Source organism: Nonomuraea sp. NPDC051941 (genome assembly GCF_044593615.1).
Map to the genome: position 1 here is coordinate 99,952 of NZ_JBIUCF010000037.1, position 26,017 is coordinate 125,968.

Consider the following 26,017-nt stretch of genomic DNA (forward strand, 5'->3'; position numbering starts at 1 on the left):
GTTCATGGCCACGTCGGTCAGGTTCCGGTGCCGTTCGCCGTCGGCGCTTGGCGGGGGAGGGATTCGGTGGTGCGCAGGTATTCCCTCAATCCCCGTTCGGTGCTGCTGACGTGCAGCAGTGCAGCGGCCTGGCTGAGAGCGGCGTCACGGGTGGACAGGGCCGTGAAGATCGCCTCGTGCTCGGCGAGGGTGCGGCCCGCAGCCTCGGCGTCAACGTGGCCACGCCAGATGCGGGCGCGCAACGTACGGCCGGAGATGGCCTCCAGGAGGGTGAGCAGCGTGTCGTTGCCCGTGGCCGAGACGACGGCACGGTGGAAGGCCGCGTCGTGGGCGTTGAGCCGTTCGACGTCGTCGCGGGCCTCACGCATGGCGTTCAAGTGCTGTTGCACCTCGGCGAGTTGTTCGTCGGAGATCCGGATCGCGGCCAGTGCTGTGGCGACCGGTTCGAGGAGCCGACGTACCTCCATCAGATCCTGCAGGGCGGCCGAGTCGCCCTGCAGCAGCTCCACAGCCCCGCCGAGACCCTCGAAGAGCAGACTCGGCTGCAGGCTGGTCACGTACGTGCCGTCGCCCCGCCGGATCTCCAGGACTCGCGCGACGGCCAGTGCCTTGACCGCTTCCCGTGCGAGGTTGCGGGACAGGCCCAGTTGAGCGGCCAGGTCCGGTTCCGGTGGAAGCTTCGAACCCGGCGGCAGGGCTCCGGTGCGGATCAGCTCACGGATCTGCTCAATGGCCCTGTCGGTCAAAGACAATGCGAACTCCTCTGGTACCCCTTCTCGGCGGGCACGTCCGATCTGATCAATCCTTGGGCACGAAGATCCTCCCAAAGGCCTTCGGGGATGTGCCGACGGTGGAGTTCCGCGTTCCGCGCGACCTGCTCAGCATTCCGCATGCCCAGGGTGACGTTGATGATATGGGGATGGGTGTACGGAAAGGCAATCGCCGCTGCCGGGAGAGTCGTGCCGTGCGCCACGCAGACCTCGGCGATCGCCAGGGCACGGGCGACCATGGCAGGCGGCGCGTCCCGGTAGTCGTACTTCATGCCCTCGGCGGGCCGGTCGAGGGAGAGCAGTCCCGAATTGAACACACCGACCGCCACCACACTTTTGTCCAGTTCCTGAGCGGCGGGCAGGACGTCGTCCAATGCCGACTGGTCGAGGAGCGTGTAGCGGCCGGCAAGCATCACCACGTCGGCGGCGGTGTCACGCAGGAAGCGGGCGAGCATGGCTGACTGGTTCATGCCGGCGCCGATGGCGCCGATCACCCCTTGGTCGCGTAGTTCCGCCAGGACGGGCATGGCCTCCTCGGCGGCCTGCCTCCAGTGGTCGTCGGGGTCGTGCAGGTAGACGACGTCCAGACGGTCGAGGCCCGTGCGCTCCAGTGTCGCCTCGATGGAGCGCAGTACCCCGTCCCGGCTGAAGTCCCACTGCCTGCGCAGGTCGTCCCGGACGACGAAACCCTCGTCGTCGACCCCGCGCGGCCGCTCGTTGGGCACCAGCAGACGGCCCACCTTGGAGGATATGACGTACTCGTTCCGCGGACGGTCCCGCAACGCGGCGCCCAGGCGGTGCTCGGACAGGCCCAGGCCGTAGTGGGGTGCTGTGTCGAAGTACCGCATGCCTGCGTCCCAGGCCGCTTCGACCGCGGCGGCCGCGTCGAGGGCCGGTGTGACGCGGTGGAGATTGCCTATGACGGAGGCCCCGAAGCCGAGTTCGCTGAGCTCGACAGAGGTGTTCGTGATCTTCCGGTGTCGCAAGGCGTGCTCCTTGGGAGTGCGAGTAGGGCGGCCGCCGACTGGCGCATCGGCGTCTGACCGCGGCCGAGACGCCCGCCGTGAGCGCCTCGACCTCGGCGAGCGACGCCATGGAGATGTCACCGGGGGTGGTCATGGTGTGGGCGACACGGCCCGCTCCACCTGCTCGGGGGAGAGCACGGTGCCGGCCCGACGGTCATCGGCCCAGCCATCCGCCGTCGACGGCGAGGACGGTGCCGTGCACGTAGGCGGCGGCGTCGGAGGCCAGGAACACGGTGGCGCCCGCGAGATCGTCGGCGGTGCCCCACCGCCCGGCCGGGATGCGGTCCAGGATCGCCCGGCTGCGCGCCGGATCGTCCTGGAGAGCCTGAGTGTTGTCGGTAGCGATGTAGCCGGGCGCGATGGCGTTGACGTTGACGCCGTGCGGGGCCCACTCGTTGGCCAGCGCCTTGGTCAGGCCGGCGACACCGTGCTTGGCGGCGGTGTAGCCGGGCACATTGATGCCGCCCTGGAAGCTGAGCAGCGACGCCGTGAAAAGGATCTTCCCGTAGCCTCGGGACACCATCGCCGCGCCCACCGCCCTGGTCAGCGTGAACTGGGCGCTGAGGTTGACCTGGAGGACCAGCTCCCAGTCGGCGTCGGCGTGTTCGGACGTCGGGGCGCGGCGGATGGTGCCCGCATTGTTGACCAGGATGTCCACCGGTCGCTCACGTCCAGCGAGGTCCGTGGCCAGGGCCCGGACTGCCTCGGTGTCGGCGAAGTCGGTGCGGATCGCCTCGAAGGTACGACCTGCGGCAAGGACGTCCTTCTCGACGGCGCTGCCGGACTCCTCCAGGTTGGCGCTGACGCCGATGACGTCGGCGCCGGCCTCGGCCAGCGCCCGGGCCATGGCCCGGCCGATGCCGCGCCGGGCGCCGGTGACAACGGCAAGTCTTCCCGTGAGGTCGAAGGCAGTCATACGGCTGCTCCCTGTGCGTCGTCGGTGCAGTCCACGAGGATCTTCATGACGTCGCCACCCGCCTCGAGCGCTTCGAACGCGGCGGGCGCCTGGGTGAGTGGCACCACCTTGCTGATCAGCTGCTCGGCGGGGATGGTGGCGTCGGCGACCAGCGTGACCGCCTTCTCGAAGTCTGAACGGTTGTACAGCCTTGCGCCGATGAGGGTCAGTTCGCGCCAGAAGAACCGATGCAGGTCGACCTCTCGAGGCCGGGGGTGGATGGCCACGAGGCACAGCCGGCCGCGTACGCCCAGCACTTGGACCGCGGTGTCCACACCGCCTGCCGCGCCGGAGACCTCGAATGCGACATCCGCGCCCGCGTCGCCGGTCCACTGCCGGACCAGTTCGGGCACGTCCTCGGCAGCCGGGTTCCAGGCGGTCAGCCCCAACTTCTGCGCCAGGATCCGCCGGTGGCCGCTCAGCTCCACCACGCGGACTTCGGCACCGGTGGCGCGCGCGACCAGCGCGATCAGGATGCCGATGGGTCCGCCGCCCACGACGACCACCCGCTCACCGTCCCGCACTCGGGCCCGGTTGACGTCGTGTACCGCCACCGCAGTGGGTTCGACGAGCGCGGCGTGGTCCAGGGGGAGCGAGTCGGGCAGCCGTACGAGGGTGGCGGCGGGCACGATCCAGCGCTGCTGCATCGCGCCCGGGGAGTCGATACCGATGAAATCCAGGTGCTGGCAGATGTGCCGGTTGCCTGCGCGGCAGGCGGGGCAGCTGTCGTCCCAGCGCAGCGGCATCACGGTGACCGCGTCGCCGGGCCGCCAGCCTTCGACGTCCGGCCCGACACGGAGGACACGGCCGGACATCTCGTGCCCCAGGACCGCGGGTGTGCTGACCCGGGCGTCCATGTCACCGTGGAAGATGTGTAGATCGGTGCCGCAGATGCCGACGTAGGCGGGGGCCAGCTCGACCTCACCCGGTCCGGGGGAGGTGGGTTCGACGGGTGCCGTGTCCAGGGTTCGGGCAGCCGTGTAACGGACGGCGAGTGTCATCGTGTTCCCACGGTCCTTTCAGTGCGAACGCCGATGGTCAGCAGCAGGTTCGCGTAGGTACGGATGTCGGCGGTGACGATCGCCAGCGCCAGGTCGGGTGAGCGGGCGGCGTCGTAGAACTCGAAGCGGCTGAGCTTCTCGACCGGGACAGGCGCCAGCTTCGAGCGGTACTCGGTGATGGCCGGCGGCTCCGGTGCGCCCTCGGGGGGCACCATCACCTGGGCCGACTCGACGGGCAGGGCCCGCAGCAGGACGTCGAGCACGACGGTGACGTCCAGCAGGCCGGGGGCCAGATTGAGGTGGACCGTCCTGGCACGCTCGCCGGTGGCGGTGCTGGCGGGGTAGTGGCCGTCGGCGAGCAGGACGCGGGCGCCGTGGCCGGCTCCGGCCAGGGCTTCGAGGATTCCAGGGTGCAGCAGTTCGGTCAGGAGCATGGGGCGGTCCTCCCGTCGGTGGCGGCCCAGCGGTTCCAGCCCCCCGCCAGGACGCATACCGGCCAGTCGGAGCCGAACATCAGCCGCTCGGGGCCGAAGGAGGAGAGCAGGACGTCCCACACCGGCCGGATGTCGGCGATCGTCCACTTCTCGTGGTCGGCTTCCGTGACCAGCCCGGACACCTTGCACCGCACCTGCGGGTGCCCGGCAAGCAATCTCACGTTCTGTTCCCAGCCGGCCAGATCATGCCGGACGATGGGCACGTCGTAGCCGAGCCCGCGCTCCTGCACCGCCCGCAACCCCCGCTCCACGGCGTCAGACACGGGCGGTCCAGACTGGGCCGTCGGGGTAGGCGTACTCCTTGAGAGACTCCGGGTGCATCTGCGCGCTGAGTCCGGGCAGGGCCGGGGCGAGGTAGTGGCCGTCCGCGACGCGGACCGGGTCGACGAAGTGCTCGTGCAGATGGTCGACGTACTCGATGACCCGGTCCTCGACCGTGCCGGAGACGGCGACGTAGTCGAACATCGACAGGTGTTGCACCATCTCGCACAGGCCCACACCGCCCGCGTGTGGGCAGACCGGCACCCCGAACTTGGCAGCGAGCAGCAGGATCGCGATGTTCTCGTTGACGCCGCCGACCCGTGCCGAGTCGATTTGCACGATGTCCACCGCGCCCGCCTGGAGGAGTTGCTTGAAGACAACCCGGTTGGCGATGTGCTCGCCGGTGGCGACCTTGATGGGGCTGACCGCCTTGCGAACGGCGGCATGCCCGAGGATGTCGTCCGGGGAGGTGGGCTCCTCGATCCAGTACGGCTGATAGGGGGCCAGGGCGCGCATCCAGTCGATGGCGGGCTGCACGTCCCATCTCTGGTTGGCATCCACCGCGATGCGAATGCCCTCGCCCACCGTCTGACGAGCCGTGCGCATACGCCGTAGATCGTCCTCGAGGTCCGCGCCGACCTTCAGCTTGATCTGGGTGAAGCCGTCGGCGACGGCCTCGCGGGCGAGGCGGGCCAGCTTCTCGTCGGAGTAGCCGAGCCAGCCAGGGGTGGTGGTGTAGGCGGGGTAGCCGCGCTCCAGCAGGTGGGCGATGCGCTGCTGGCGGCCCGGTTCGGCGCGGCGCAGGAGCTGAAGCGCCTCCTCTGGAGTGAGGGCATCGCTCAGCCAGCGGAAGTCGATCTGGGCGACCAGATCCTCTGGCGACATCTCGCCGAGAAACCGCCAGACGGGCTTGCCGGCCCGCTTGGCCGCGAGGTCCCAGGCGGCGTTGACGACGGCGCCGGTGGCCATGTGGATGGCGCCCTTCTCCGGGCCCAGCCAGCGCAGTTGGGGGTCGTGGACGAGGGAGCGGGAGAACGTGCCGAGGTCGGCGCAGACCTCGTCGACGGACAATCCGACCACATGCGGGGCCAGGGCCGCGATGGCGGCGGCCTGGACATCGTTGCCACGGCCCGTGGTGAAGGCCAGGGCGTGGCCCTCCAGTCCGTCACCGGCGTCGGTGCGCAAGATGACGTAGGCGGCCGAGTAGTCGGGTTCGGGGTTCATCGCGTCCGATCCATCCAGATGCTCGGACGTCGGGAACCGGACGTCCATGACGTCGAGCGCGGTGATGCGGGCGGATGCGGACACAGCGGAGGACATGGCAGCAACTCCTGTGGCGGCAGGCGGCGACACGACCTCCTGCGACGGAACAAAGATGGGGCGGCGTACGGCGGCGTGGAGCCGCCCGGTTCACTCCTGGACCTTGCCGCCCGTGATGCGGGAGATGGTCAGCGCGACCAGGATGATCAGGCCGTTGAGGGCGCCGATCCACTGGGCGGGGACACCCGCGAGGGTGAGCACATTCTGGATCATGAAGAGCAGCAGGATGCCGCTGAAGGCGCCGAACATGGTGCCCTTGCCGCCGTTGAGGCTGATCCCGCCGATGACGGCGGCGGCGAACACGGTGAAGATGTAACCGTTGCCCTGCGCGGAGGCGACGGAGGCGAGACGCCCGGAAAGCAGCAGCCCGGCGAGTGCGGCCAGCAGGCTGCCGGTGACGATGACGATCCACAGCACCCGGTCAGTGCGGATACCGGCCGCCTTCGCCGCATCGACGTTGCCGCCGATGGCGTACAGCGAGCGGCCGAAGCTGGTCCAGCCCAGGACGACGATCGCGACGGCGAACAGCGCCAGGCAGATCCAGATAGAGGCGGGTATCCCGAACCACTGGGCGGTGCCCAGGTAGAGCATCGAATCTGGCAGTTGGAAGAAGGTCTGGCCGCCCGAGATGCCGGTGAGGACGCCACGCAGGACGATCAGCATGCCGAGGGTGACGATGAAGCCGTTGAGACCGAAGCGGATGATCAGCAGGGCGTTGACCACGCCGATGAGCGCACCCACGGCCAGCGTGATGGGAATCGACCAGGCGCCGGGGAGGAGCCCGAGGCCGGGTCCGACGCCGGTCGGCACCACCAGCAGGGCGGCGACGCCGGGCGCGAGGCCCATGGTGGACTCCAGAGACAGGTCCATCTTCTTGACGATCAGGATCATCGTCTGGGCGAGGACCAGCAGGGCGATCTCGGACATGGTCTGCAGGACATTGATCAGGTTGTCGCCCTGGAGGAAGACCGGGTTGACGATCTGGCCGACGATCGCGATCGCGACGATCGCGGGAACCAGGGCGAGGTCGCGCAGCCGGGCCACGGGTATCCGGCCGCCGAACAGCCCCTTCCGCCCGGCCTCGGGCTTCGTGGGCTTGGGGGCGGGCGTGTCCGCGAGGGCGGTTTCAGGCATTGAGGTCCACTCCTTCCATCGCGGCCACTAGGTCGTGGTCGTGCCAGCCGCGGGCGATCTCTGAGGTCACTCGGCCCTGGAACATCACCAGGACCCGGTCGCACATGCGCAGGTCGTCGAGTTCGTCGGAGGCGATGAGCACTCCGGTGCCGCCTTCCGCGGTCTCCTCGACCTTGCCGAGGAGGAACTCCTTGGAGCGCACGTCCACGCCTGCGGTCGGGTTGATCAGCACCAGCAGCCGGGGATCGTCGGCGAGGGCGCGGGCCATGACGACCTTCTGCTGGTTACCCCCGGACAGCGCGGAGACCGACAGGTCGGGGCCTGAGGTCTTGATCGCCAGTTTCTCGATCATGCCCTCGGCGAGCTGGTCCCGGCGGTCGCGGCTCAGGAACCCTCCCCGGCTGAGCCGTTTGGGCACGGACAGCGTGGCGTTGTCCGCGATCGACATGTCGGGGACGAAACCCTGGTGGTGCCGGTCCTGCGGGACGAACCCGGCGCCGGCGGCGAGCGCGGCGGGCACGCTGCCCGGCTGTGGCTGCCGCCCTGCGATCTCGACCTCGCCGCCGTCGGCGGCCAGCAGCCCCACGACAGTCTCGGCGACCTCGATGCGACCGCTGCCGGCGGCCCCGGCCAGGCCGACGATCTCGCCCGCGCCCACCTTGAAGGTGACGTCCTCGTAGGCCTGGCCGGTGAGGCCCCGGACGCTCAGCGCCGACGTCGCGCCGACGTCGAGGGCGCTCGCCCGTTCCTCGCGCCTGTCGGCCGCCGCCTCGCCGGTCATGGCGGCGATGAGCTCGGTGCGGGGAAGTTCGGCGACCGGCGCGGTCAGGATGTGCTGGGCGTCTCGGAACACCGTCACCATGTCGCAGATCTCGTAGATCTCCTGGAGGTGGTGGCTGATGAACAGGAAGGTCACGCCCTGGCGCTGCAGATCGCGGATTCTCTCGAAGAGCCGGTTGATCGCCGCGCCGTCGAGTTGCGCGGTCGGTTCGTCGAGGATGATGAACCGGGCTCCGAAGGACAGCGCACGGGCGATCTCGACGAACTGCCGCTGTTCCACGCTGAGATCGCCGGCCGGAGCTTGCGGATCCACGTCCACCGACCAGGTCGACAGCAGTTCCCGCGCCCGCCTGCGCACGCCCTGCCAGCTGATCAGCCCGCTCCGGCCGTGCTCATGCCGGTTCAGGAAGAGGTTCTCGGCGACGGTCAGCGTGGGGATGATCGTCGACTTCTGGTAAACACAGGCCACCCGCTGCCGCCAGGCGTCGCGGTCCGCGAGCCGGGGCGCCGGGCTGCCGCCGAAGGTGACCGTTCCCTCGTCCGGGGCCTGAAGTCCGGTGAGGACGGACACCAGGGTCGACTTGCCGGCCCCGTTGCGGCCGACCAGCGCGTGGGTCTCGTTGGGCATGATGGTGATCCGGGCGCCGTTCAGGGCCACCGTCGGACCGAATCGTTTGACAATGCCCGTCGCCTCGACGACGGGAGGGCCGGCCGGGGCTCTCCCGTCGTGCGCCGGGGCGGGCGCGGGGGTGACTGCTCGCTCCCCGTCGCTCATCTCAACCGCCTTGTGTTCGTGAGCCGTTCTGTTTCCTGACGAGCTCTGAGACTCAGCCGAGGTTGTTGCCCCACAGGGACGTGTCGGTGCTCTTGAGGCTGGGGACACCGCCGTAGGTGCCGCCGTCGGCGGTGACGAGCGGGGCTGCGAGCTGGTCCTCCAGCAGGCCGTCACGGACCTGGACGATGGTGCTGTCGTGGTCGGTCTTGCCCGGCTGGAACGTCTTCCCGTCCAATGCGGCCTTCAGGTAGTACAGGGCGTACTTGGCGTAGAGGTCGGCCGGCTGGGAGACGGTGGCGTCGATCTTGCCGTCGGCGATGGACTTGAGTTCTTCGGGGATGCCATCGTTCGAGACGACGAACACGTGCTTCGCGTCCTCGGGACCGACCAACAGGCCCTTCTGCTTGAGCACCTGGAGCGTGCCGGACAGGGCGAAGCTGGACTGCATGTAGACGCCCTTGATGTCCGGGTGGGCGGTCAGGTCTGTCTGGAGCTTCTGCGCGGCGACGGCGCCGTCCCAGTTGGTGGCCTCTCCCAGCACCGTGATGCCGGGGTAGTGCTTCTTCATGCAGTCGTTGAACGCCTCGGTGCGGTCACGGCCGTTGATGGAGGCAAGGTCGCCTTGAAGCATGACGACCTTGCCCTTGCCGGCCAGCTTGGTGCCCAGGTACTGGCACGCCTTCTCGCCGTAGGCACGATTGTCGGCGCGGACGACCATGTAGACCTTGCCGCTGTCGGGGCGGGTGTCGACGGTGACGACCGAGATCTTCTTCGCCTCCAGCTGCGCGAGGGTCGGGGCGATGGCGGCGGTGTCCTGCGGAGCCATCGCCAGGCCCTTCACGCCCTGGCTGATGAACGTCTGCGCGTTGGCGGTCAGCTTGGCGACGTCATTCTGCGAGTTGGTGGTCTTGAGCGAGAGGCCAAGCTCCTTGGCGTACTCGGGCGTGTACTTGATGTACGAGTTCCAGAAGTCGGTGTCGGAGCGTGGGTAGTCCACGCCGACCAGTGGCGTGTCGCTCGACGTGGCCGTGGTGCCGGAGCTGCTGCAGGCGCTGAGCAACACCAGCGCGGACACGGCGGAGGCGGTGGAGCACAGGACAGTTGTGAGTCTCATCGGCACTTCCTCGCACTGGTCCCGAAGCGGGGGATGTTTCATGTCGGCGGCATCCGTGTGTCACCGACATGAAGAGATGGGATGTATTTATAGGCCGAATCTGGGGCACTGTCTACCCCAAGGGGCACGTTGCTGCGAGGCTCTCGGTAGATCTCTTATCTGGACATCACCGGCAACGAGCGAGAGGATGGATCCATCCCATCAATCCAACTCAACGTGTGCATGATGTGACCCCATCCGGCACCGGTGGGCAGGATGGTGTCTTCGTCCTCGCCCACGGTGGGCACGTCGGCGGCGGCCGGCGGGCCGCCGGGGCGGGCTTGGGGTAGCCGACCGGGGGTTCTCACCGACCAGTTCGACTTGCCGTCGATTTACCAGGCGACTTACCAGGCGACGCAGCAGCTCACGCGCCCCTTCAGGCCCTTGCGCGGTTCGATCGATAGACCTTGACAGACGAAGGGCCTCCGACCCGTAGGTCGGAGGCCCTTCTCGTGGCGGTGGTGGTGGGATTTGAACCCACGGATGAGTTGCCCCATCACACGCTTTCGAGGCGTGCGCCCTCGGCCACTAGGCGACACCACCGCGCACGAGCTTACCGGATCCGGCGAGTAGCGAAGAACCGCTTTAGCACCGACGAGCACTCGTCCGCCAACACTCCCATGACGACCTCGGGCCGATGGTTGAGCCGGCGGTCGCGTACGACGTCCCAGAGCGAGCCCACGGCCCCGCCCTTCTCGTCCACAGCGCCGTACACGATCCGGTCGACTCGGGCCAGTACAGCGGCGCCCGCGCACATCGTGCAGGGTTCCAGGGTCACCACGAGCGTGCAGCCGGTCAGCCGCCACTGCCCGCGCCGCGCGGCCGCCTGCCGGAGCGCGAGAACCTCGGCGTGGGCCGTCGGGTCGGCGGAGGACTCGCGGTCGTTGCCCGCCGCGGACAGGACCTCGCCGAGCGCGTCGAGCACCACCGCGCCCACGGGGATCTCTCCCCTGGACCCCGCTGCGTCCGCCTCCGCCAGCGCCAGGCGCATGGCCTCCTCGTACGTCACAGCGAGAGCCGGGTCACCGCAGCCGGTCGAGCTCGTCGGCGAAGGCCAGCCGCTCGGCGATCACCGACAGGATGTCGGCCGGCAGCATGCCCTCTTCCATGCTCAGCTCCAGCAGCTCCTCGGAGCTGAGCCCGAGGTCGCTCAGCAGCTCGTAGTCGCCGGCCGGGCGAACGCCGAGGCCGTTGGCCTCCTTGTCGGGCGCCACGCCGGCGAACTCGGCGAACAGCTCGCCGAGCGGGTCGGACAGGATCGCGTGCGCGTCCGACAGGAACACGCGCGGCTCCTCCTCGCCCCGGTAGCGGGCGATCGCGAACCACTCGTCCTCGACCTCGACGCAGAGCAGGGCCAGCTCGTCGCCGGAGAGGCTCAGCGTCTCCGTGACCGCGTCACCGAGGTCGTCGACGATCTCGGCCGCGCTCAGATCGATCTCGGCGCCGCTCCAGCCGCCCGAGGTCCTGACGAAAGCCGCAGAGAAGGTGTTGGAGGCCATGTCCGAGCTCCAGGGGGTCAGCCGAAGACCGATTCGATGGCACGCTCGAACGGCTCGGAGAAGCCGAGCCGCGCGGCGATGCTGGACAGTACATCTTCGGGCAGCAAGTCGATGTCGCCGGAGAGGATGCCCAGCTCCATCTCGTCCAACCCGAGATCGGCGAAGATCGACAGATCTCCGGCGGGGAGCACGGTCTCCTCGTCCTGGAGGATCTCGTCGAGCTCCTCCTCGTCCGGCACCGGCACGTCGAGGTACTCGAGAACCTGGCGGGCCAGCGGGAAGTCCCAGGAGGCCGCGATGTCGGACAGGAACACGTCCACCCGGTCGCCCAGGACCCGCAGCGCCACGAAGAACTCGTCTCCCACGGCGACCAGTCCGATCGTCCCGCTCTCGCTCGGCTGCTGACGCAGGGCGTGGATCAACCCCTGCAGATCGGACGTGAGCACGACCGGCAGGAGCTCGGCATCCCAGCACCCGTCCTCGCGATAGACCACGATGGCGAAGTCCAGAGCGTCATCTTCGTCTGCCATCGCCATCCCCACCCGACTTCTGACACGACAGGTATTACCAGCACCCAATCGTTCCAGACCCGCGCACGAGGCGTGTGCCTCTCGGACTAAATTGTGATCAAAACCCATGGCCTGAGTGGCCGCCGGGGGTGGGCGCGGTCAGAGGACCACCGCAGGTGGCGGGGGTCCCCATGCACGTTCCCCAGCGGATAGCCTTGCCGTTTATGGAAACCCTCGTCGTCGACCATCCGCTCGTGGCCCACAAGCTCACCACGCTGCGCGATGTCCGCACCGACTCGCCGACCTTCCGCAGGCTCGCGGATGAGCTGGTGACGCTGCTCGCGTACGAGGCCACCCGCGACGTGCGGATCAACGACGTCACGGTCGAGACGCCCGTGGCCCCCGCCCACGGCGTGCGACTGGCCAAGCCGTACCCCCTGGTGGTGCCCATCCTGCGCGCCGGGCTCGGCATGCTCGACGGCATGACCAGGCTGCTGCCCACGGCCGAGGTCGGGTTCCTCGGCATGATCAGGAACGAGTCCACCCTCCAGGCCGAGACGTACGCCACGCGGCTGCCCGACGACCTGTCCGGGCGCCAGTGCTACGTCGTCGACCCGATGCTGGCCACCGGCGGCACGCTGGCGGCGGCCGTGCAGTTCCTGTTCGACAGGGGCGCGGTCGACGTCACGGCCATCTGCCTGCTGGCCGCCCCCGAGGGCCTGGCGTACATGGACAAGGTGTTCGCCAACTCGGGCAAGCCCATCCGCGTGGTGACCGCCGCGCTCGACGAGCGGCTCAACGAGAACGGCTACATCGTGCCCGGCCTCGGCGACGCGGGCGACCGCCTCTACGGCGTGGTCTGACGCCACGACGTCTGAAAAGCACCTTTCCCGTCACACGCAGTCATCTCTTCGTTACATACTGTTGTTTCGTGGGTACGAAGAGGCAGGAAGGCAACTTCCGCATGCGCGTGGGGGAGCACGATGAGCGATCACAGCGAGGCGGAGCCGGCTCCGTACGCGGAGGTGGAAACTGTGCTGTGCGACGAGTTCGCCGGCATCCACTCCGCGACCACCGTAACGCGCTGCGTTGAAGCAGCGCACTACGGCGCGCTGGAGGTCACCGGTTACGCCCATCCAAGCCTTGTAGAGCGCATCGCACGCAAGCACCTTCACGTCCTGGCCCTGGTGGCCAGCGAACGCGGCTGACAAGATCAAAACTATCCCGCGAAGGCATCTTTACCCGGGCATCCGGGTGGGTAATGTATAGGGCGGGTGGAGTGGGTAAGGGCACGGAGGCGACGGTGCAGGTCAAAAAAGTCCTCACATACGGTGGTATCGCATTTGTCGCGTACTACCTGTTCGCGCGACCATCTGACGCCGCGGACGCGGTGAGAGGAGCGTTCGACACGGTGTTCAACGCGGCCGACTCGCTGGCTCAATTTGTGAACAGCCTGTCATGAGACTTGTGACCCACGGGGACTCCGCCCCGTCGTCGGTCAACCGATACCTTCTCCCCCAAGAACAACAGTTCATCATGGTCCGGCGGCACCCTGCGATCTTGCTACGCCCGGTTGCCGAGGTGCTCGCCGGCCTGATCGTCGCGGGCTTGCTCAGCAAGTTCTTCGGAGGCAGCGATCAGGGTGGCACGGCGCTCGTCGTCGTGTGGTGGTTGTGGCTCCTGCTTCTGGTGCGTTTCGTGTGGAAAGTCGCGGAGTGGTCGGTCGATTACTTTGTGGTGACTTCGAAGCGCATGCTGCTGACAACGGGCTTGATCACCCGTAAGGTCGCGATGATGCCTTTGGGCAAGGTCACCGACATGAGCTTCCAAAGAAGTCTGCTTGGGCGCATGCTCGGTTACGGTGAGTTCATCCTCGAGTCAGCAGGTCAGGACCAGGCACTCTCGACCGTGGAGTACATTCCGTACCCCGAGACGCTGTACCTCGAGGTCTGCGGGATGCTTTTTCCCAGCAAGGACGAGAGCGACGATTAATCTCCTCGCGGGGAATTCTTCACTCGGGGATACCCGATTCGGCTACTTCATGCAATCATTGCGTGTTGTTGACCCTTCCCCGCCTTGAGAGATGAGATGCCGAGTCAGGGAACCATCGGTGACCGCGTCCGCGGACTGCGGCTGAACAGGCGGATGTCCCAGGCCCAACTGGCCGGACCCGACCTGTCTGACAGTTATGTCTCGCTCATTGAGTCGGGCAAGCGCACGCCGACTCCTGTCGTGGCCCGGCTGCTGGCCGAGCGGCTGGGGTGCACGACCGAGTTCCTCCTTCACGGGATCGAACCTCGGCAGCGCATCGACACGGAGCTCGGCCTGCGTCACGCCGAGCTCGAGCTGCAGCATGGCGACCCGTCCGTCGCCGCCGACCGCTTCACGGAGATCGTGAAGGCGGCCGACGAGGAAAACGCCATGCTGACCGCGCACGCCCGGTTCGGCAGGGCGCGCGCGCTCGAGGCCCAGGGTCGCCTCGGCCAGGCGGTGGAGGCGTTCGAGCGCCTGCGCAGGGAGGCCGCGGCTCACCCCGAGCGGCTGGCCGACCTCCCGCTCACGATCGCACTGAGCCGCTGCTACCAGCGGGCGGGCGACCGCCTGCGGGCCCGCGACCTGGCCACCGCCGCCCTCCAGCAGGCCGAGCGGCTGTCCATCACGCAGGGCGAGATCGCCGTCGACCTGGCAGCCGCTCTGGTCGAGGCGCGCAGCGAGCGCGAGAGCGAGTCCCGCGAGCTGGGATACGTCCAGCGGGTGCTGGCTCTGACCGGCGTTCCTCAAGTTGTGGACCGTTCCGGAGAGATCCAGGCGCTGTGGCACGCGAGCGCCGCCGCCGCCGCCGGCGAGGACTCGGCGCTGGCCGTGCGCCTCGCCGACGACGCCATCATGGCCGGCCGCCAGGCCCGGCTGTCGCTGCAGCTGGCCAGGACCGCCATGCACTGGTCCAGGCTGACCACGGTGCCGGCCGACGAGGCCGAGCGCCTCATCTCGGCCGCCGCCGAGGCGTTCGCCACGTTCCCCGGCACGGCGCGCGAGCACGGCGAGAGCCTCATCGTGCACGCGCGGGTCGTGCTGCGGACCGGCGCCTCGGCGCGGGCGAGCGAGCTGGCGAACGCGGCTCTGAGCCTGTCGCACGACCGCGCCGGCACCACGCCCGCCGAGGCCCACCTCGTGCTGGCCGCCGTCGCGTTCGACGAGGGGGGCGACGCCTCCGCGCACCTGCGCGACGCCCACCGGGCGCTCGACACGCTCGACCGGCCGGTGTTCGGCTCCGATCGGCAGGCCGCGCGTTGCTGGCGTGAGCTGGGCGACCTCTACGGCAGGGCCGGGTCCAGAACACAACAGACCGCCGCATATCGTAAGGCCCTCGAAGCCGCTGGAGTCCGTTCGGCCATGGCGGGGGTGACCGTCGACGCCACAGTTTCGCGCTGATCCTCCAGGAGCTCCAGATTTGGCGTTTTGAGTCTGGAATAATTAGGGTCTACCAGTCATTGACTCATAGGATGATTGGTTTCCCCGGAGGAGGCGGACTGTGAGTCTGCGTACGGCGCAGCGGGCTTCGCTCGTCGACCAGGTGATCGATCAGCTCAAAGAGCAGATCACCTCAGGGTCGTGGCCGATGAACGGCAAGATCCCGACCGAGACGGTGCTCGCCGAGCAGCTCGGGGTGGGTCGCAACACCGTTCGGGAGGCCGTACGCGCGCTCACGCACGCCGGGCTGCTCGAGTGCCGTCAGGGGGACGGCACTTACGTCCGCGCGACCAGCGAGCTGTCCGGCGCGATGCTGCGGCGGCTCAAGCAGGCCGAGCAGCTCGAGATCCTCGAGGTACGTCGTGCGCTGGAGGTCGAGTCCGCGCGCCTGGCCGCCACCCGGCGCACGGACGACGACATCAAGCGCATCGAGGCGGCCCTGGCCGAGCGGGACCGGGCCTGGGAGCTGGACGACCCCGACTACTTCGTCGAGGCCGACCTGGCCTTCCACATGGCCGTGGCGCACGCGACGCACAACCTGGTGCTGATCGACCTGTACGAGGACTTCTCGGCGGCTCTGCGCGCCAGCATCACGGCCGCGGGGACCTCGCTCGACAAGAGCTACATCCCGCACGACGCCATCGCCCGCGCCATCGCGGCGGGGGACGCGGCGGCGGCCGAGCGGGCGGGGCACGCCTGCATGGAACACATCCTCATCGCCCTCACCGAGTCCTGACCCCCTCCCCCGGGGGTGTGACAAAGGAGACAGCCGGCTCTGGAATGGCGCCTGATCGCTTCGTGCTTTAGCGGAAGAGTGAAGCGAAAGGAAGAACGCCATGACCATCCTTGTCGCCTACGACGGCTCGGCCGACTCGCGGACCGCGATCGAGTTCGCGGCCAAGCATCTCGCCGCCGAGCCCACCGTCGTCGTCACGGTGTGGGAGCCGCTGCTCGTGCAGCTCAAGAAGTATCCGCTGGCCGCGGGTGCCCTCGACCAGAGCACCGAGGACGAGTCGCACGCGCAGGCGGAGCAGCATGCCCGGGAGGGAGCCGAGCTGGCCATCGCGGCCGGGCTCTCGGACGTCACCTATCGGGCGGTGGCTGACAACGAGTCGATCTGGAAGACGATTGTCGATGTGGCGGATGAGGTGGATGCCTCGGTGATCGTCACGGGGTCGCGGGGGTTGGCAGGGGTGCGGTCAGTGCTGCTGGGGAGTGTGTCCAACCACGTGCTCCATCACGCGCACCGGCCGACGCTCATCGTCCCGCCGGCCAAGCCCGCCCGCTGAGAGCGGCTCAGGACCTCAGCCGAAGCGCGCCACCGCACTTCGGCTGGGGTCCTTTTGCGTGAGAAGGACGGCCTTGGGGTCCCTCCAGGGGCCGCGCCCGACCGCGAGAGGTCCCTCGGGTGAGGGTCGGGCCCGACCGTGACGACGGCGAGGGGCAGCCTTGGGGTGGGCGTCAGGAGGCTGTAGGGAGGGGCGTTTCCGTGAAGGGGGCGCAGCCGGGTGAGGGGGCGCAGGACTGGGGTGGGGGGCAGAGGCGGGTGTCGATGCGGCGCGCGCCCGGGCCCTCGTCGCCGAGCCGGTCGTGGGGGTTGGCCACCGGGCACCGGTCGAGCGACAGGCAGCCGCACCCGATGCAGTCCGTGAGATCGTCCCGCAGCCGCTGAAGCTGCTCGATCCGGTCGTCCAGCTCCCCGCGCCAGGCGGCCGACAGCCGGGCCCAGTCGTCCCGGTTGGGCGTGCGCTCGTCCGGCAGCTCGGCGAGGGCGTCCTTGATGGTCTTCAGGGGGATGCCGATGCGCTGGGCCAGCCTGATGAACGCGACCCTGCGCAGGCTGTCGCGGGTGTACCGGCGCTGGTTGCCCGCCGTACGACGGCTCTTGATCAGGCCCTTGGTCTCGTAGAAGTGCAGGGCGGACACGGCGACCCCGCTGCGCTCGGCGAGCTCGCCGACGGTGAGCTCCTTGGTGTTCCAGGCGACCTTCGTCATACCTGGAGATTACTTGAGGGTTCGCTCGAACAGGGTCTCGAGGACCACGATCGTCTGCGTCCCGGTGACCCCGTCCACCCCGAACACCCGGCGCAGCACGTCCTGCAGCTCCACTGTCCCGGCCGTACGGACCTTGAGCAGCACCGACGCGGGACCCGCGATGACGTGCGCCTCCTCGATCTCCGGGATCGCCGCCAGCCGGTCGGCGCTGTCGCCCATCCAGGTGCTCCCGTCCACCAGCACGTACGCCGTCACCGCGCGCCCGAGCGCCGCCTGGTCCACCTCGATCGTCGTGCGCCTGATCACCCCGCGCTCGCGCAGCTTGCGCACCCGTTCGTGCGCGGCCCCGCTGGACAGCCCCACCGCCTTGCCCAGCACCGCGTACGACCGCGTCGCGTCCTCCTGCAGCAGGCCGATCAGCATCCTGTCGATATCATCCACGACCGAATGCTATCCAGTGATATGCCTGAGATGTCGAACAGCATATGGTGGACCTCATGACGGACACGATCCCCACTGAGTTCGAGGTGCTCGACGAGCGGTTCGCCGCGGTAGGCGGAGACGACTATGTCGAACGCCTCCACGCCGGCACCCGCTGGGCGGAGGGCCCTGTTTACTTCCCGGCCGGCCGGTTCCTGGTCTGGAGCGACATCCCCAACGAGCGGATGCTGCGCTGGGACGAGATGACGGGCGCGGTCGGCCTGTTCCGCCAGCCGTCCGGCTACACCAACGGCAACACCCTCGACCGCGAGGGCCGTCTGATCTCCTGCGAACACGGCAACCGCCGCGTGACCCGCACCGAGCACGACGGCTCGATCACGGTCATCGCCGACCGCTGGGAGGGCAAGCGGCTCAACAGCCCCAACGACGTCGTGGTCCGCTCCGACGGGTCGATCTGGTTCACCGACCCGCCGTACGGGATCCTCAGCAACTACGAGGGCTACGCCGCCGCGCAGGAGATCGACGGCTGTCACGTCTACCGCGCCGACCCGGTGACGGGCGAGGTCCGCGTCGTGGCCGACGACTTCGCCCGCCCCAACGGCCTGGCGTTCTCGCTCGACGAGAGCCGGCTCTACGTCGCCGACACGCGGATGAAGCACCTGCGCGTGTTCGAGGTGCGCGAGGACGGCACGCTCGCGGGCGGCAAGGTCTTCGCCGAGGGGACGGAGCAGGACATCTTCGACGGCCTGCGGCTCGACGACACGGGCCGCGTCTGGGCCGCGGCGGGCAGGGCGCTGCTCTGCTACGACCCGGACGGCACGCTGATCGGCCGGCTGAAGCTGCCGGAGCCCACGGCCAACCTGGTGTTCGGCGGGCTCAAGCGCAACCGGATGTTCATCACGGCCTCGTCCTCGCTCTACTCCCTGATGACCAACGTCACCGGCGCGCGTCCGGTCTGGGCCGGGCGCTAGCCTCACTCCCACCTGAACAGCCGCACGGCCAGCCCACTGAAGATCAGCAGCCCGGCGCCCACCACCACGAGGTGCGCGGTCTGCGGCGCGTGGCCCGCCCAGGTGTCCTTGAGCGCCTGGGCGAACGGCCCCGCGACGGAGTAGTCGCTGACCGTCCGCAGCGCGTCCGGCATGAGGTCGCGCGGCACCCACATGCCCCCCAGGAACATCAGCGGGAACATCACCGCGGACCCGATCCCCGGCGCGACCTTCGCGTTGGGCGCCAGCGCGGCGATCACCAGCCCGATGGCCTGCAACGCGGCGCTGCCGAGCAGGAAGACCAGGATGAATCCCACCCACTGCCGCGGCGCCGCCGACCCGAACACGAGCGAGCCCGTCACGATCAGCAGGGCCGTGGTGACCGCTCCGACCACCAGGTTGATCAGGAGCTGCACCCCCAGCAGCCGTGCCGGGTGCACGGGCGTGGTGGACATCCGCCTGAGCACCCCTTGCTCGCGGTACCCGGTCATCACCGCGGGCACCACGCTGCAGGCCAGGGTCAGCAGCGAGAGCAGCGTCATCAGGCTCGGCATCTGCGTGTCCACGGCCCGCTCCCCCGAGGCCCCGGGCCGGGTCATGTCCGGGATGCTGAGGCCCAGCACGAGCAGGAGCGCGACCGGCAGCCCGATCGTGAAGAGCAGGAACGGCCATTCGCGCAGGTGCAGCTTGGTCTCCACGAGGAGCAGCTTCATGACAGCTTCCTTCCGGTGAGTGCGAGGAACGCGTCGTCGAGCGTGGTCTGCTCGATCCGCAGGTCTCCTGGAACGACCCCGTGCTGGGCCAGGGCGAGCGTGACGGCCGGCGCGAGGTTGCCCGTACCGCTCACCACGAGTTGTTCGCCGCTCCTCGTGACCTCGCGTACCTCCGGCAGGGCCCGGAGCACCGCGTCGTCGACCGGAGCCGACGGCCGGAACCTCAGCCGCTGCTCCCCGCCCACCTGCGCGATGAGCCCGGCAGGCGTGTCCGTGGCCGCCACCTTGCCCGCGTCGATGAGCGCGAGCCGGTCGCAGAGCCGCTCGGCCTCCTCCATGAAGTGGGTCACGAGCACGATCGTCACGCCGGAGTCGCGTACCTGCTCGACCAGCTCCCAGGTGTCTCTACGGGCCTGCGGGTCGAGCCCGGTGGTCAGCTCGTCCAGCACCGCCACGCGCGGCCTGCCGACCAGGGCCAGCGCGACCGAGAGCCGCTGGCGCTGCCCGCCGGAGAGCTTCTTGAACGCCGTGTCGCGCTTGCCGCCGAGGCCGACCCGTTCGAGCAGCTCGGACCAGTCGGCGGGGTCGGGGTAGAAGGAGGCGTACAGATCCATGGCCTCCCACACCTTGATCTTCTCGGGCAGCGCCGCGCTCTGCAGCTGCATGCCCAGCACGTGTCGCAGCTCGCCCCTGTTGAGCTGCGGGTCCAGCCCGGCCACCCGTACGGTGCCGCCGTCGGGCACGCGCAGGCCGGCCACGCACTCGACTGTGGTGGTCTTGCCCGCGCCGTTCGGGCCGAGGATGCCGAAGATCTCACCCTCCGCCACCTCGAACGACACGTCGTCGACCGCCAGGTGGTTCGGGTACTGCTTGCGCAGGTTCCTGACTTCGATGACCTTCATGCAGACGACGCTAGGAACACGGCCTTCGCCGGGGAATCCGGTTGGATGTCGGGCAAGGGTGTACCTAGGTGCAATGGTCCGGTCGCCCCCGTTGGACCAGACTGGGGGCATGCTGCTCCGAAGGTTCGGTCAGGCCGCGGCGCTGCTCGCGCTCCTCCTCGTCGAGGTGCCGGCGATCGTGCTCAGCCTCACCATGCTGCTGCTGTCGTTCGGGGTGGGCATGGTGTTCCTGTATTCGCCGCAGGTCCAGCTGGTCAGGAGGCTGGCCGAACTCAACCGGCGGCTGATGCGGAGCTGGACCGACGTCCACATCGAGTCCCCATACCTGCCCAAGCCCCCGCCGCCGGAGCCGCAGGCGGACGGCCTCTACCGCTCCGACCGGACCCTCTACAAGACGCCGCGGATCCCCGCGTGGAACAACCGGTGGAAGTGGCTGATCTCCGACCCGGCGACCTGGCGCGACATGATCTGGCTGGTGCTCGAACCGGTGGTGAAGGCGGCGCTGCTGCCGGTGTTCGTCACGCTCCCCGAGCGTGGCCTGCGGGTCTACGCCCTCTGGAGCGACCTGATACTCCGCGCGACCGTCGCCAGCCGCCTGGCGAGCCAGGTGAGCCACCTCAAGCGGACGCGTAACCTGGCCGCCGACTCGCAGGCGGCCGAGATGCGCCGGATCGAGCGGGACCTGCACGACGGCACGCAGGCCCGGCTGGTGGCGATCGGCATGACGCTGGGCGCGGTCGAGCAGCTCGTCGACGGCGACCCCGCGGCGGCCAAGGCGCTGCTGTCGAAGGCCCGGGACGCCTCCTCCGAGACGCTGACCGAGCTGCGCCGGGTCATCCGCGGCATCCACCCTCCGGTGCTGGCCGAGCGCGGGCTGGCCGACGCCGTACGCGCCCTGGCCATGGACAGCCCGTTGCAGGTCACGGTGGACGTGGACCTGCCGCACCGGCCGGAGGCGCCGGTGGAGGCGGCGGTGTACTTCGCGGTCAGCGAGCTGCTCTCCAACGCCGCCCGGCACGGCGACGCTCAGGCGGCGACGGTGGACCTCAGCACCGACGGCCCCAACCTGCGCGTCACGGTCACCGACGACGGCCTGGGCGGCGCCGACCCGGCCAAGGGCAGCGGCCTGTCCGGGATCGAGCGGCGGCTGGCCGCCTTCGACGGGCTGCTCGCCCTGAACAGCCCGCCTGGCGGCCCCACCACCGTGGCGATGCAGCTGCCCCGGGTGCTGCCCGAGCACTGGGCGGGCAGCCTGCCCCGGCTGCCGCGCTGGAAGGCGGCCATCGTCGTGTTCCTCTGGGCCACGGCCTGGTGCCCGACCTTCCCTCAGGGCATCGTGGCCGGCGTCATGAAGACGATCGGCGTCGAGGAGAAGAGCTGGTTCCTCGCCCTGTACCTGCCCGGGCCCTGGCAGTGGCCGTTCATCCTCGGCATGATCACCCTGGGCCTGTGCATGCACATCCTGGCCATCTGGATACCCTCCAACCACAACCGCGACCTCTGGCTCGCGCGTGCCACGCCGATCAAACCCTGGTGCTGATGAAGAACCGCGTACTCGTCGCCGAGGACCTTTACCTACTCAGAGACGGGTTGGTGCACCTGCTCCAGGCCCATGGCTTCTCGGTCGTGGCGGCCGTGGAGAGCGGGCCCGAGCTGCTGCGGGGCCTGCTGGAGCTGCGACCCGACGTCTCGATCGTGGACGTGCGGCTGCCGCCCACGTTCACGGACGAAGGGCTGCAGGCGGCGCTCGCGGCCAGGAAGCAGGTGCCCGGGCTGCCCGTCCTCGTGCTGTCCCAGCACGTCGAGCAGCTCTACGCGCGCGAGCTGCTGGCCGACGGCTCGGGCGCGATCGGCTATCTGCTCAAGGACCGGGTCTTCAACGCCGAGCAGTTCATCGACGCCGTACGCAGGGTCGCCGAGGGCGGCACGGCCATGGACCCCGAGGTCATCGCCAAGCTGCTGGCCAGCAACGCCAGGCACGAGCCGCTGGCCGCGCTCACGCCGCGCGAGCGGGAGGTGCTGGAGGCCATGGCGGAAGGGCGCTCCAACACGGCCATCTGCCAGCGGCTCTATCTGAGCGAGAGCGCCGTGGCCAAGCACACGGCCTCCATTTTCGCCAAGCTGGGGCTCGCGCCGTCGGACGACGACAACCGCCGCGTGCTGGCCGTACTCGCCTATCTCAACAGCCGCTAGGAACCCTCCACCTGGGGTTGGCCATCCGGAGACTGCCCCGACTTGTCGGTCGCACCGGCTATTTTCATAAGGGCATGGCGACGAAGGGGTGGTAGCAGGTGAAAATCCGGGTTAACCGCGATGTTCTGGCAGATGCGGTGGCGTGGGCTGCCCGAGTCCTGCCCTCCCGCCCCGTGGTGCCCGTCCTGTCCGGGCTGCTGCTGGAGGCGAGCGACGAGCTGGTCCTGTCCGCGTTCGACTACGACGTCTCGGCCAGGGCCTCGGTCGACGCCGACGTGGCCGAGACGGGCAGCGTGCTGATCCCCGGTCGGCTGCTGGCCGAGATCAGCAGGAGCCTGCCCGCCGACGACGTGGAGATCGTCACCGAGGGCGCCGAAGCGGTGCTGACCTGCGGGAGCGCGGAGTTCGGGCTGATCACGATGCCGGTCGAGGACTTCCCGACCATGCCCACGATGCCGCCGAGCATCGGCGCCGTCGGCGGCGGCGTCTTCGCCTCGGCGGTCGGCCAGGTCGCGCCCGCCGCCAGCCGCGACGACACGCTGCCCATGCTCACCGGCATCAGGGTCGACATCGAGGGCGAGTCCGTGGCCATGGCGGCCACCGACCGCTACCGCATCGCCGCCCGCGACTTCGCCTGGCGCCCGGCCGGCCCCGACCTCGCGGTCTCGGCCATGGTCCCGGCGAAGGTGCTGGTCGAGGTGGCCAAGTCGCTGCGCGGCGGCGAGGTGTCGATCGCGATGGGCGACGGGGTGGCGGGGTTCGAGAGCGTCGGGCGGAGCACGACCGTGCGGCTGCTCGACGAGCAGTTCATCGACTATCGCGCCCGGCTGACCTCCGACTGGTCGATCAGGGCCGACGTGGCGGTGGCGCCGTTCGTCAACGCCATCAAGCGCGTCGCCCTGGTGGCCGAGCGCAACACCGCGATCCGGCTGTCGTTCAGCCAGGGGCAGGTGCTCATCCAGGCGGGCGGCGGCGACATCGGGCGCGGCGCCGAGGTGGTCGACTGCGAGCTGCGCGGCGACGACATCCAGATCGCCTTCCAGTCGCAGTTCCTGCTCGACGGGCTGACCGGGATCGAGAGCGAGCTGGCCCGCATCAACATGGAGTCGCCGACCAGGCCCGCCCTGATCCAGGACGTGCCCGGCGACGCCGAGCCCGCCTTCCGCTACCTCGTCATGTCACTCCGCCAGGGCTGAGCCGCCGGTCTGGCGCTCGGCGACCAGCTTGAACACCCTCTTGAACTCCGTGTACGCCTCCTCGCCCACGGCCTCGGCGTGCTCCGCCTCCATGGCGGCGAGGATGGCGTCCGACTTGACCATGTGATCGCGGCCCTTCTCGGTGGGCACGATCAGCTTGGCCCGCCGGTCGGCCGGGTCCGGCTGGCGCTCCACGTAGCCCAGCTCGACCAGCTCGTCCACCAGCGTGCCGATCACCTGCTTGTGCTGGCCCGACTGCGCGGCCAGGTCCGTGGCCCTGCTGCCCTCCTCGTCCAGGTACGCCAGCACCGCCCCGTGCCGGGGCCTGAGCCCGGGATGGCCCTGCTGGGCCAGCGTCTCGAACAGCTGCCGCTGCAGGCTGAAAAGAGTCCTGCTGGACAGGATGCCGAGATCGGGCTCTTCCTGCTTGCGCCGGCTCCTGCGCACGGTCACGCCCTCCATTTAGTCATCAATCTTGATTGTCACTGAATATTACTATATTGTCGACGGCATGAGCATCTTGATCACGGGTGCCAACGGCACCGTTTCCAGCGCTGTCCTCCGATCCCTGTCCGGCACCCTGTCCGACATGGGGGACGTGCGGGTTCTCGTGCGTGACGCGGCCAAGGCGCCGGCGGGGGTGGCGGTCACGGTCGGCGATCTGGACGACCCCGCCACGCTCGACCAGGCCTTCCAGGGTGTGGACACGTTGTGGCTGCTGACCGCCATGGGCCCGCAGGCGCCGCACGCGAGCATGAACGCCGTCTGGGCCGCCCGGAAGGCCGGCGTGAGCCACGTCGTACGCATGTCGGCCATCGGCGCGGCCCACGACGCGCCGACCCGCAACGGCCGCCTGCACGCCCTGTCGGACGTCGAGCTCGCAGCCTCGGGCCTCGACTGGACCGTCATCCGCCCGGCCTTCTTCATGCAGAACCTTTTCGGCTCGGTCAACGGCGACACCTTGTACGGCGGGCTCGGCGAGGGGCGGCTCGGCATGATCGACGTACGCGACATCGGCGACTTCGCCGCCGCGGTCCTGCGCGCTCCCGCACAGCACAAGGGCAGCACCTACACTCTCACGGGCCCGGCCGGCGTCTCACTGCGGGACGTGGCCGCCGTGCTGGGCGAGGTGTACGGCACTCCGATCGCCTATCAGCCGATGGCGCCGGACGACGTCCAACGGTCGATGGTGGACGCCGGGCTGTCCCCGTGGATCGCGGCGGTCACCAAGGAGTACCTGACGGCGTACTCGGCGGGGTGGGGTGACTACACGACGCCGGACTTCGAGAAGGTGATGGGACGGCCGGCCCGGTCGTTCGCCGACTTCGCCCGCGCCCACGCCGCCGAGCTCCGCCCGTGACCGTCACTCCGGGAGCAGGGCGGGGCCTCCGTGGTCGCGCAGCCGGCGCAGGAACGTCAGGACGCCGGTCAGCCCCTGCGCCTCACGTTCCGACGTCAAGGACGGGCGTGGGCGCGGTAGCGTTGCGGGCTGATCCCACGGGCTCGCTTGAAAGCGGCACTGAGCGCGAACCCGCTGCCATAGCCGACCTGACCGGCGACGGTGTCAATCGTGGCATCCGACTCCACGAGCAGGTCGGCGGCAACGTCGATTCGCCATCCGGTGAGGTATGCCATCGGCGGCATGCCGACGAGGTCGGTGAAGCGGCGCGACAGTGTCGCTCGGGACACCCCGGCCTGCTGGGCGAGCGCGGCCACCGTCCAGGGATGACCCGGGTCCCCGTGGATGAGTCGTAGGACGGACCCCACGACGGGATCCCCGTTGGCTCGGTACCAGGCAGGCGCATCGGCATCGGGCCGGGAGAGCCATTCGCGGAGGATGCCGACCAGCAGGAGGTCCAGCAGTCTTTCGAGCACCAGATCTTGGCCAGGCTCGTTTCGCACGATCTCCTTGGCGAGCAGCGACACCAGCGCGGATTCGACGTGGGCGGCCGTGGGGATGACCAGCAGCGGCGGCAGCGCGCGGAGCAGGCGTGTGGCGATCTCGCTCGGTCCCGAGTACTTGCCGATCAGCAGCACCGACGAGCCGTCCGCGCCGTCGTCGTGGGCTCGCTCGCCGTTGACCCAGGTGTGCACACCCATGTCCGCGACCTCGGGCAGTTCCGCGCCGGCCGCGGTCGTCCGTCGGGGGCCGGGCTGAACGACCACCTGGGTTGGAGTGCGGGGATCATCGGCGAAGGTGAACGTGTCCGGGCCACGCATCATCGCGATGTCGCCCGCGTGCAGGCGTACGGCATCGCCGGCGCTGGGCACGACCCAGGGCATCCCCCGCAGGACGGCCACCAGGTTGAGGGGCACCCTGTCCCGCACCTGCACCGACCATGGCGGGTTCAGGATGGTCCGCAGCACGGACCTGTCTCTTGCTCTGGCTCCGTCGAGCAGTATCGAGAAGGGGTCCATCGGCACAGGATAAGACGCACAAT

The 26,017-nt window shown here is 69.2% G+C and carries 31 protein-coding genes and 1 tRNA gene; 12 read left to right on the top strand and 20 right to left on the bottom strand.

Annotated elements, in window-relative coordinates; genetic code table 11:
- Window positions 1-17: 17 nt before the first annotated feature.
- The 14 genes from ACIHFD_RS45425 to ACIHFD_RS45490 all read right to left on the bottom strand — a co-directional run bounded on the left by ACIHFD_RS45425 (window position 18) and on the right by ACIHFD_RS45490 (window position 11,697).
- Window positions 18-752: a FadR/GntR family transcriptional regulator gene (locus tag ACIHFD_RS45425; protein WP_397372197.1), complete on the bottom strand. Its 735-nt coding sequence runs from the start codon at window positions 750-752 to the stop codon at window positions 18-20.
- Window positions 743-1,756, bottom strand: coding sequence for an aldo/keto reductase (locus ACIHFD_RS45430; RefSeq protein ID WP_397372198.1), 1,014 nt, complete (start codon window positions 1,754-1,756; stop codon window positions 743-745). The genes ACIHFD_RS45425 and ACIHFD_RS45430 overlap by 10 nt, the downstream gene beginning before the upstream one ends.
- A 193-nt stretch (window positions 1,757-1,949) precedes the next feature.
- The gene (locus ACIHFD_RS45435; RefSeq protein WP_397372199.1) at window positions 1,950-2,711 is read right to left on the bottom strand and encodes an SDR family oxidoreductase; all 762 of its coding nucleotides are present in this window, start codon (window positions 2,709-2,711) and stop codon (window positions 1,950-1,952) included.
- On the bottom strand, window positions 2,708-3,751 hold the full coding sequence (locus ACIHFD_RS45440; protein WP_397372200.1) for a zinc-binding dehydrogenase: 1,044 nt from the start codon (window positions 3,749-3,751) through the stop codon (window positions 2,708-2,710). The genes ACIHFD_RS45435 and ACIHFD_RS45440 overlap by 4 nt, the downstream gene beginning before the upstream one ends.
- On the bottom strand, window positions 3,748-4,185 hold the full coding sequence (locus ACIHFD_RS45445; RefSeq protein ID WP_397372201.1) for an RbsD/FucU domain-containing protein: 438 nt from the start codon (window positions 4,183-4,185) through the stop codon (window positions 3,748-3,750). The genes ACIHFD_RS45440 and ACIHFD_RS45445 overlap by 4 nt, the downstream gene beginning before the upstream one ends.
- Window positions 4,176-4,508, bottom strand: coding sequence for an amidohydrolase family protein (locus ACIHFD_RS45450; RefSeq protein ID WP_397372202.1), 333 nt, complete (start codon window positions 4,506-4,508; stop codon window positions 4,176-4,178). Before ACIHFD_RS45450 ends, ACIHFD_RS45445 begins: the two co-directional genes overlap by 10 nt.
- Window positions 4,501-5,826 (bottom strand): L-fuconate dehydratase, encoded by a 1,326-nt coding sequence (locus ACIHFD_RS45455; RefSeq protein ID WP_397372203.1) that lies wholly within the window; start codon window positions 5,824-5,826, stop codon window positions 4,501-4,503. Before ACIHFD_RS45455 ends, ACIHFD_RS45450 begins: the two co-directional genes overlap by 8 nt.
- A gap of 90 nt (window positions 5,827-5,916) precedes the next feature.
- The gene (locus ACIHFD_RS45460; protein WP_397372204.1) at window positions 5,917-6,960 is read right to left on the bottom strand and encodes an ABC transporter permease; all 1,044 of its coding nucleotides are present in this window, start codon (window positions 6,958-6,960) and stop codon (window positions 5,917-5,919) included.
- On the bottom strand, window positions 6,953-8,515 hold the full coding sequence (locus ACIHFD_RS45465; RefSeq protein WP_397372205.1) for a sugar ABC transporter ATP-binding protein: 1,563 nt from the start codon (window positions 8,513-8,515) through the stop codon (window positions 6,953-6,955). Before ACIHFD_RS45465 ends, ACIHFD_RS45460 begins: the two co-directional genes overlap by 8 nt.
- A gap of 52 nt (window positions 8,516-8,567) precedes the next feature.
- On the bottom strand, window positions 8,568-9,629 hold the full coding sequence (locus tag ACIHFD_RS45470; RefSeq protein ID WP_397372206.1) for a sugar ABC transporter substrate-binding protein: 1,062 nt from the start codon (window positions 9,627-9,629) through the stop codon (window positions 8,568-8,570).
- Window positions 9,630-10,121: 492 nt separating this feature from the next.
- Window positions 10,122-10,211, bottom strand: a tRNA-Ser gene (locus ACIHFD_RS45475).
- A 10-nt stretch (window positions 10,212-10,221) separates the two neighbouring features.
- Window positions 10,222-10,659: a tRNA adenosine(34) deaminase TadA gene (tadA, locus tag ACIHFD_RS45480; protein ID WP_397372227.1), complete on the bottom strand. Its 438-nt coding sequence runs from the start codon at window positions 10,657-10,659 to the stop codon at window positions 10,222-10,224.
- A gap of 31 nt (window positions 10,660-10,690) precedes the next feature.
- A complete protein-coding gene (locus ACIHFD_RS45485) occupies window positions 10,691-11,167 on the bottom strand; it encodes a tRNA adenosine deaminase-associated protein (protein ID WP_397372207.1) in 477 nt (158 codons plus the stop codon).
- Window positions 11,168-11,184: 17 nt separating this feature from the next.
- A complete protein-coding gene (locus ACIHFD_RS45490) occupies window positions 11,185-11,697 on the bottom strand; it encodes a tRNA adenosine deaminase-associated protein (protein WP_397372208.1) in 513 nt (170 codons plus the stop codon).
- Between the two features lie 203 nt (window positions 11,698-11,900).
- Between ACIHFD_RS45490 and upp the strand changes: the two genes are divergently transcribed.
- The 7 genes from upp (at window position 11,901) to ACIHFD_RS45525 (ending at window position 16,436) form a co-directional block, all read left to right on the top strand.
- Window positions 11,901-12,539, top strand: a complete 639-nt coding sequence (upp, locus tag ACIHFD_RS45495) for a uracil phosphoribosyltransferase (protein WP_350724129.1) — start codon at window positions 11,901-11,903, stop codon at window positions 12,537-12,539.
- Window positions 12,540-12,659: 120 nt separating this feature from the next.
- Window positions 12,660-12,884: a hypothetical protein gene (locus ACIHFD_RS45500; protein ID WP_192788986.1), complete on the top strand. Its 225-nt coding sequence runs from the start codon at window positions 12,660-12,662 to the stop codon at window positions 12,882-12,884.
- A gap of 71 nt (window positions 12,885-12,955) precedes the next feature.
- Window positions 12,956-13,138: a hypothetical protein gene (locus tag ACIHFD_RS45505; protein ID WP_192794450.1), complete on the top strand. Its 183-nt coding sequence runs from the start codon at window positions 12,956-12,958 to the stop codon at window positions 13,136-13,138.
- A complete protein-coding gene (locus tag ACIHFD_RS45510) occupies window positions 13,135-13,668 on the top strand; it encodes a PH domain-containing protein (RefSeq protein WP_192788987.1) in 534 nt (177 codons plus the stop codon). The genes ACIHFD_RS45505 and ACIHFD_RS45510 overlap by 4 nt, the downstream gene beginning before the upstream one ends.
- A 96-nt stretch (window positions 13,669-13,764) precedes the next feature.
- Window positions 13,765-15,108, top strand: coding sequence for a helix-turn-helix domain-containing protein (locus ACIHFD_RS45515; protein ID WP_397372209.1), 1,344 nt, complete (start codon window positions 13,765-13,767; stop codon window positions 15,106-15,108).
- Between the two features lie 100 nt (window positions 15,109-15,208).
- Window positions 15,209-15,883 (top strand): FadR/GntR family transcriptional regulator, encoded by a 675-nt coding sequence (locus ACIHFD_RS45520; RefSeq protein WP_350724133.1) that lies wholly within the window; start codon window positions 15,209-15,211, stop codon window positions 15,881-15,883.
- A gap of 100 nt (window positions 15,884-15,983) precedes the next feature.
- On the top strand, window positions 15,984-16,436 hold the full coding sequence (locus ACIHFD_RS45525; protein ID WP_355192939.1) for a universal stress protein: 453 nt from the start codon (window positions 15,984-15,986) through the stop codon (window positions 16,434-16,436).
- Between the two features lie 172 nt (window positions 16,437-16,608).
- On the opposite strand, the gene soxR is transcribed toward ACIHFD_RS45525, so the two are convergent.
- Window positions 16,609-17,142: a redox-sensitive transcriptional activator SoxR gene (soxR, locus tag ACIHFD_RS45530; protein ID WP_363978887.1), complete on the bottom strand. Its 534-nt coding sequence runs from the start codon at window positions 17,140-17,142 to the stop codon at window positions 16,609-16,611.
- A gap of 9 nt (window positions 17,143-17,151) precedes the next feature.
- Window positions 17,152-17,583, bottom strand: coding sequence for an Lrp/AsnC family transcriptional regulator (locus ACIHFD_RS45535; RefSeq protein ID WP_350724139.1), 432 nt, complete (start codon window positions 17,581-17,583; stop codon window positions 17,152-17,154).
- Window positions 17,584-17,639: 56 nt separating this feature from the next.
- Here ACIHFD_RS45535 and ACIHFD_RS45540 point away from each other — a divergent pair, with 56 nt between their 5' ends.
- The gene (locus ACIHFD_RS45540) at window positions 17,640-18,554 is read left to right on the top strand and encodes an SMP-30/gluconolactonase/LRE family protein (protein WP_397372210.1); all 915 of its coding nucleotides are present in this window, start codon (window positions 17,640-17,642) and stop codon (window positions 18,552-18,554) included.
- Window positions 18,555-18,556: 2 nt separating this feature from the next.
- Here the strand turns inward: ACIHFD_RS45540 and ACIHFD_RS45545 are convergent, their stop codons facing one another.
- Entirely contained in the window at window positions 18,557-19,285 is a 729-nt protein-coding gene (locus ACIHFD_RS45545) for an ABC transporter permease (protein WP_355192933.1), read from the bottom strand.
- Window positions 19,282-20,187 carry an ABC transporter ATP-binding protein gene (locus ACIHFD_RS45550; RefSeq protein ID WP_357746545.1) on the bottom strand — a complete coding sequence of 302 codons (906 nt, stop codon included), beginning with the start codon at window positions 20,185-20,187 and terminating at the stop codon, window positions 19,282-19,284. Before ACIHFD_RS45550 ends, ACIHFD_RS45545 begins: the two co-directional genes overlap by 4 nt.
- Before the next feature lie 109 nt (window positions 20,188-20,296).
- Here ACIHFD_RS45550 and ACIHFD_RS45555 point away from each other — a divergent pair, with 109 nt between their 5' ends.
- The 3 genes from ACIHFD_RS45555 to dnaN all read left to right on the top strand — a co-directional run bounded on the left by ACIHFD_RS45555 (window position 20,297) and on the right by dnaN (window position 23,576).
- Window positions 20,297-21,727, top strand: coding sequence for a sensor histidine kinase (locus ACIHFD_RS45555; protein WP_397372211.1), 1,431 nt, complete (start codon window positions 20,297-20,299; stop codon window positions 21,725-21,727).
- Entirely contained in the window at window positions 21,727-22,380 is a 654-nt protein-coding gene (locus ACIHFD_RS45560; RefSeq protein WP_350724149.1) for a response regulator transcription factor, read from the top strand. The genes ACIHFD_RS45555 and ACIHFD_RS45560 overlap by 1 nt, the downstream gene beginning before the upstream one ends.
- Before the next feature lie 98 nt (window positions 22,381-22,478).
- Entirely contained in the window at window positions 22,479-23,576 is a 1,098-nt protein-coding gene (dnaN, locus tag ACIHFD_RS45565) for a DNA polymerase III subunit beta (protein ID WP_397372212.1), read from the top strand.
- Here the strand turns inward: dnaN and ACIHFD_RS45570 are convergent.
- On the bottom strand, window positions 23,559-24,029 hold the full coding sequence (locus ACIHFD_RS45570; RefSeq protein ID WP_363978872.1) for a MarR family winged helix-turn-helix transcriptional regulator: 471 nt from the start codon (window positions 24,027-24,029) through the stop codon (window positions 23,559-23,561). The two genes, dnaN and ACIHFD_RS45570, sit on opposite strands and share 18 nt — an antisense overlap.
- 58 nt (window positions 24,030-24,087) lie before the next feature.
- Between ACIHFD_RS45570 and ACIHFD_RS45575 the strand changes: the two genes are divergently transcribed.
- Window positions 24,088-24,936: an SDR family oxidoreductase gene (locus ACIHFD_RS45575; RefSeq protein ID WP_397372213.1), complete on the top strand. Its 849-nt coding sequence runs from the start codon at window positions 24,088-24,090 to the stop codon at window positions 24,934-24,936.
- Between the two features lie 95 nt (window positions 24,937-25,031).
- Here the strand turns inward: ACIHFD_RS45575 and ACIHFD_RS45580 are convergent, their stop codons facing one another.
- Complete coding sequence (locus ACIHFD_RS45580) at window positions 25,032-25,994, bottom strand: cupin domain-containing protein (RefSeq protein WP_397372214.1); 963 nt, start codon at window positions 25,992-25,994, stop codon at window positions 25,032-25,034.
- Window positions 25,995-26,017 lie beyond the last annotated feature (23 nt).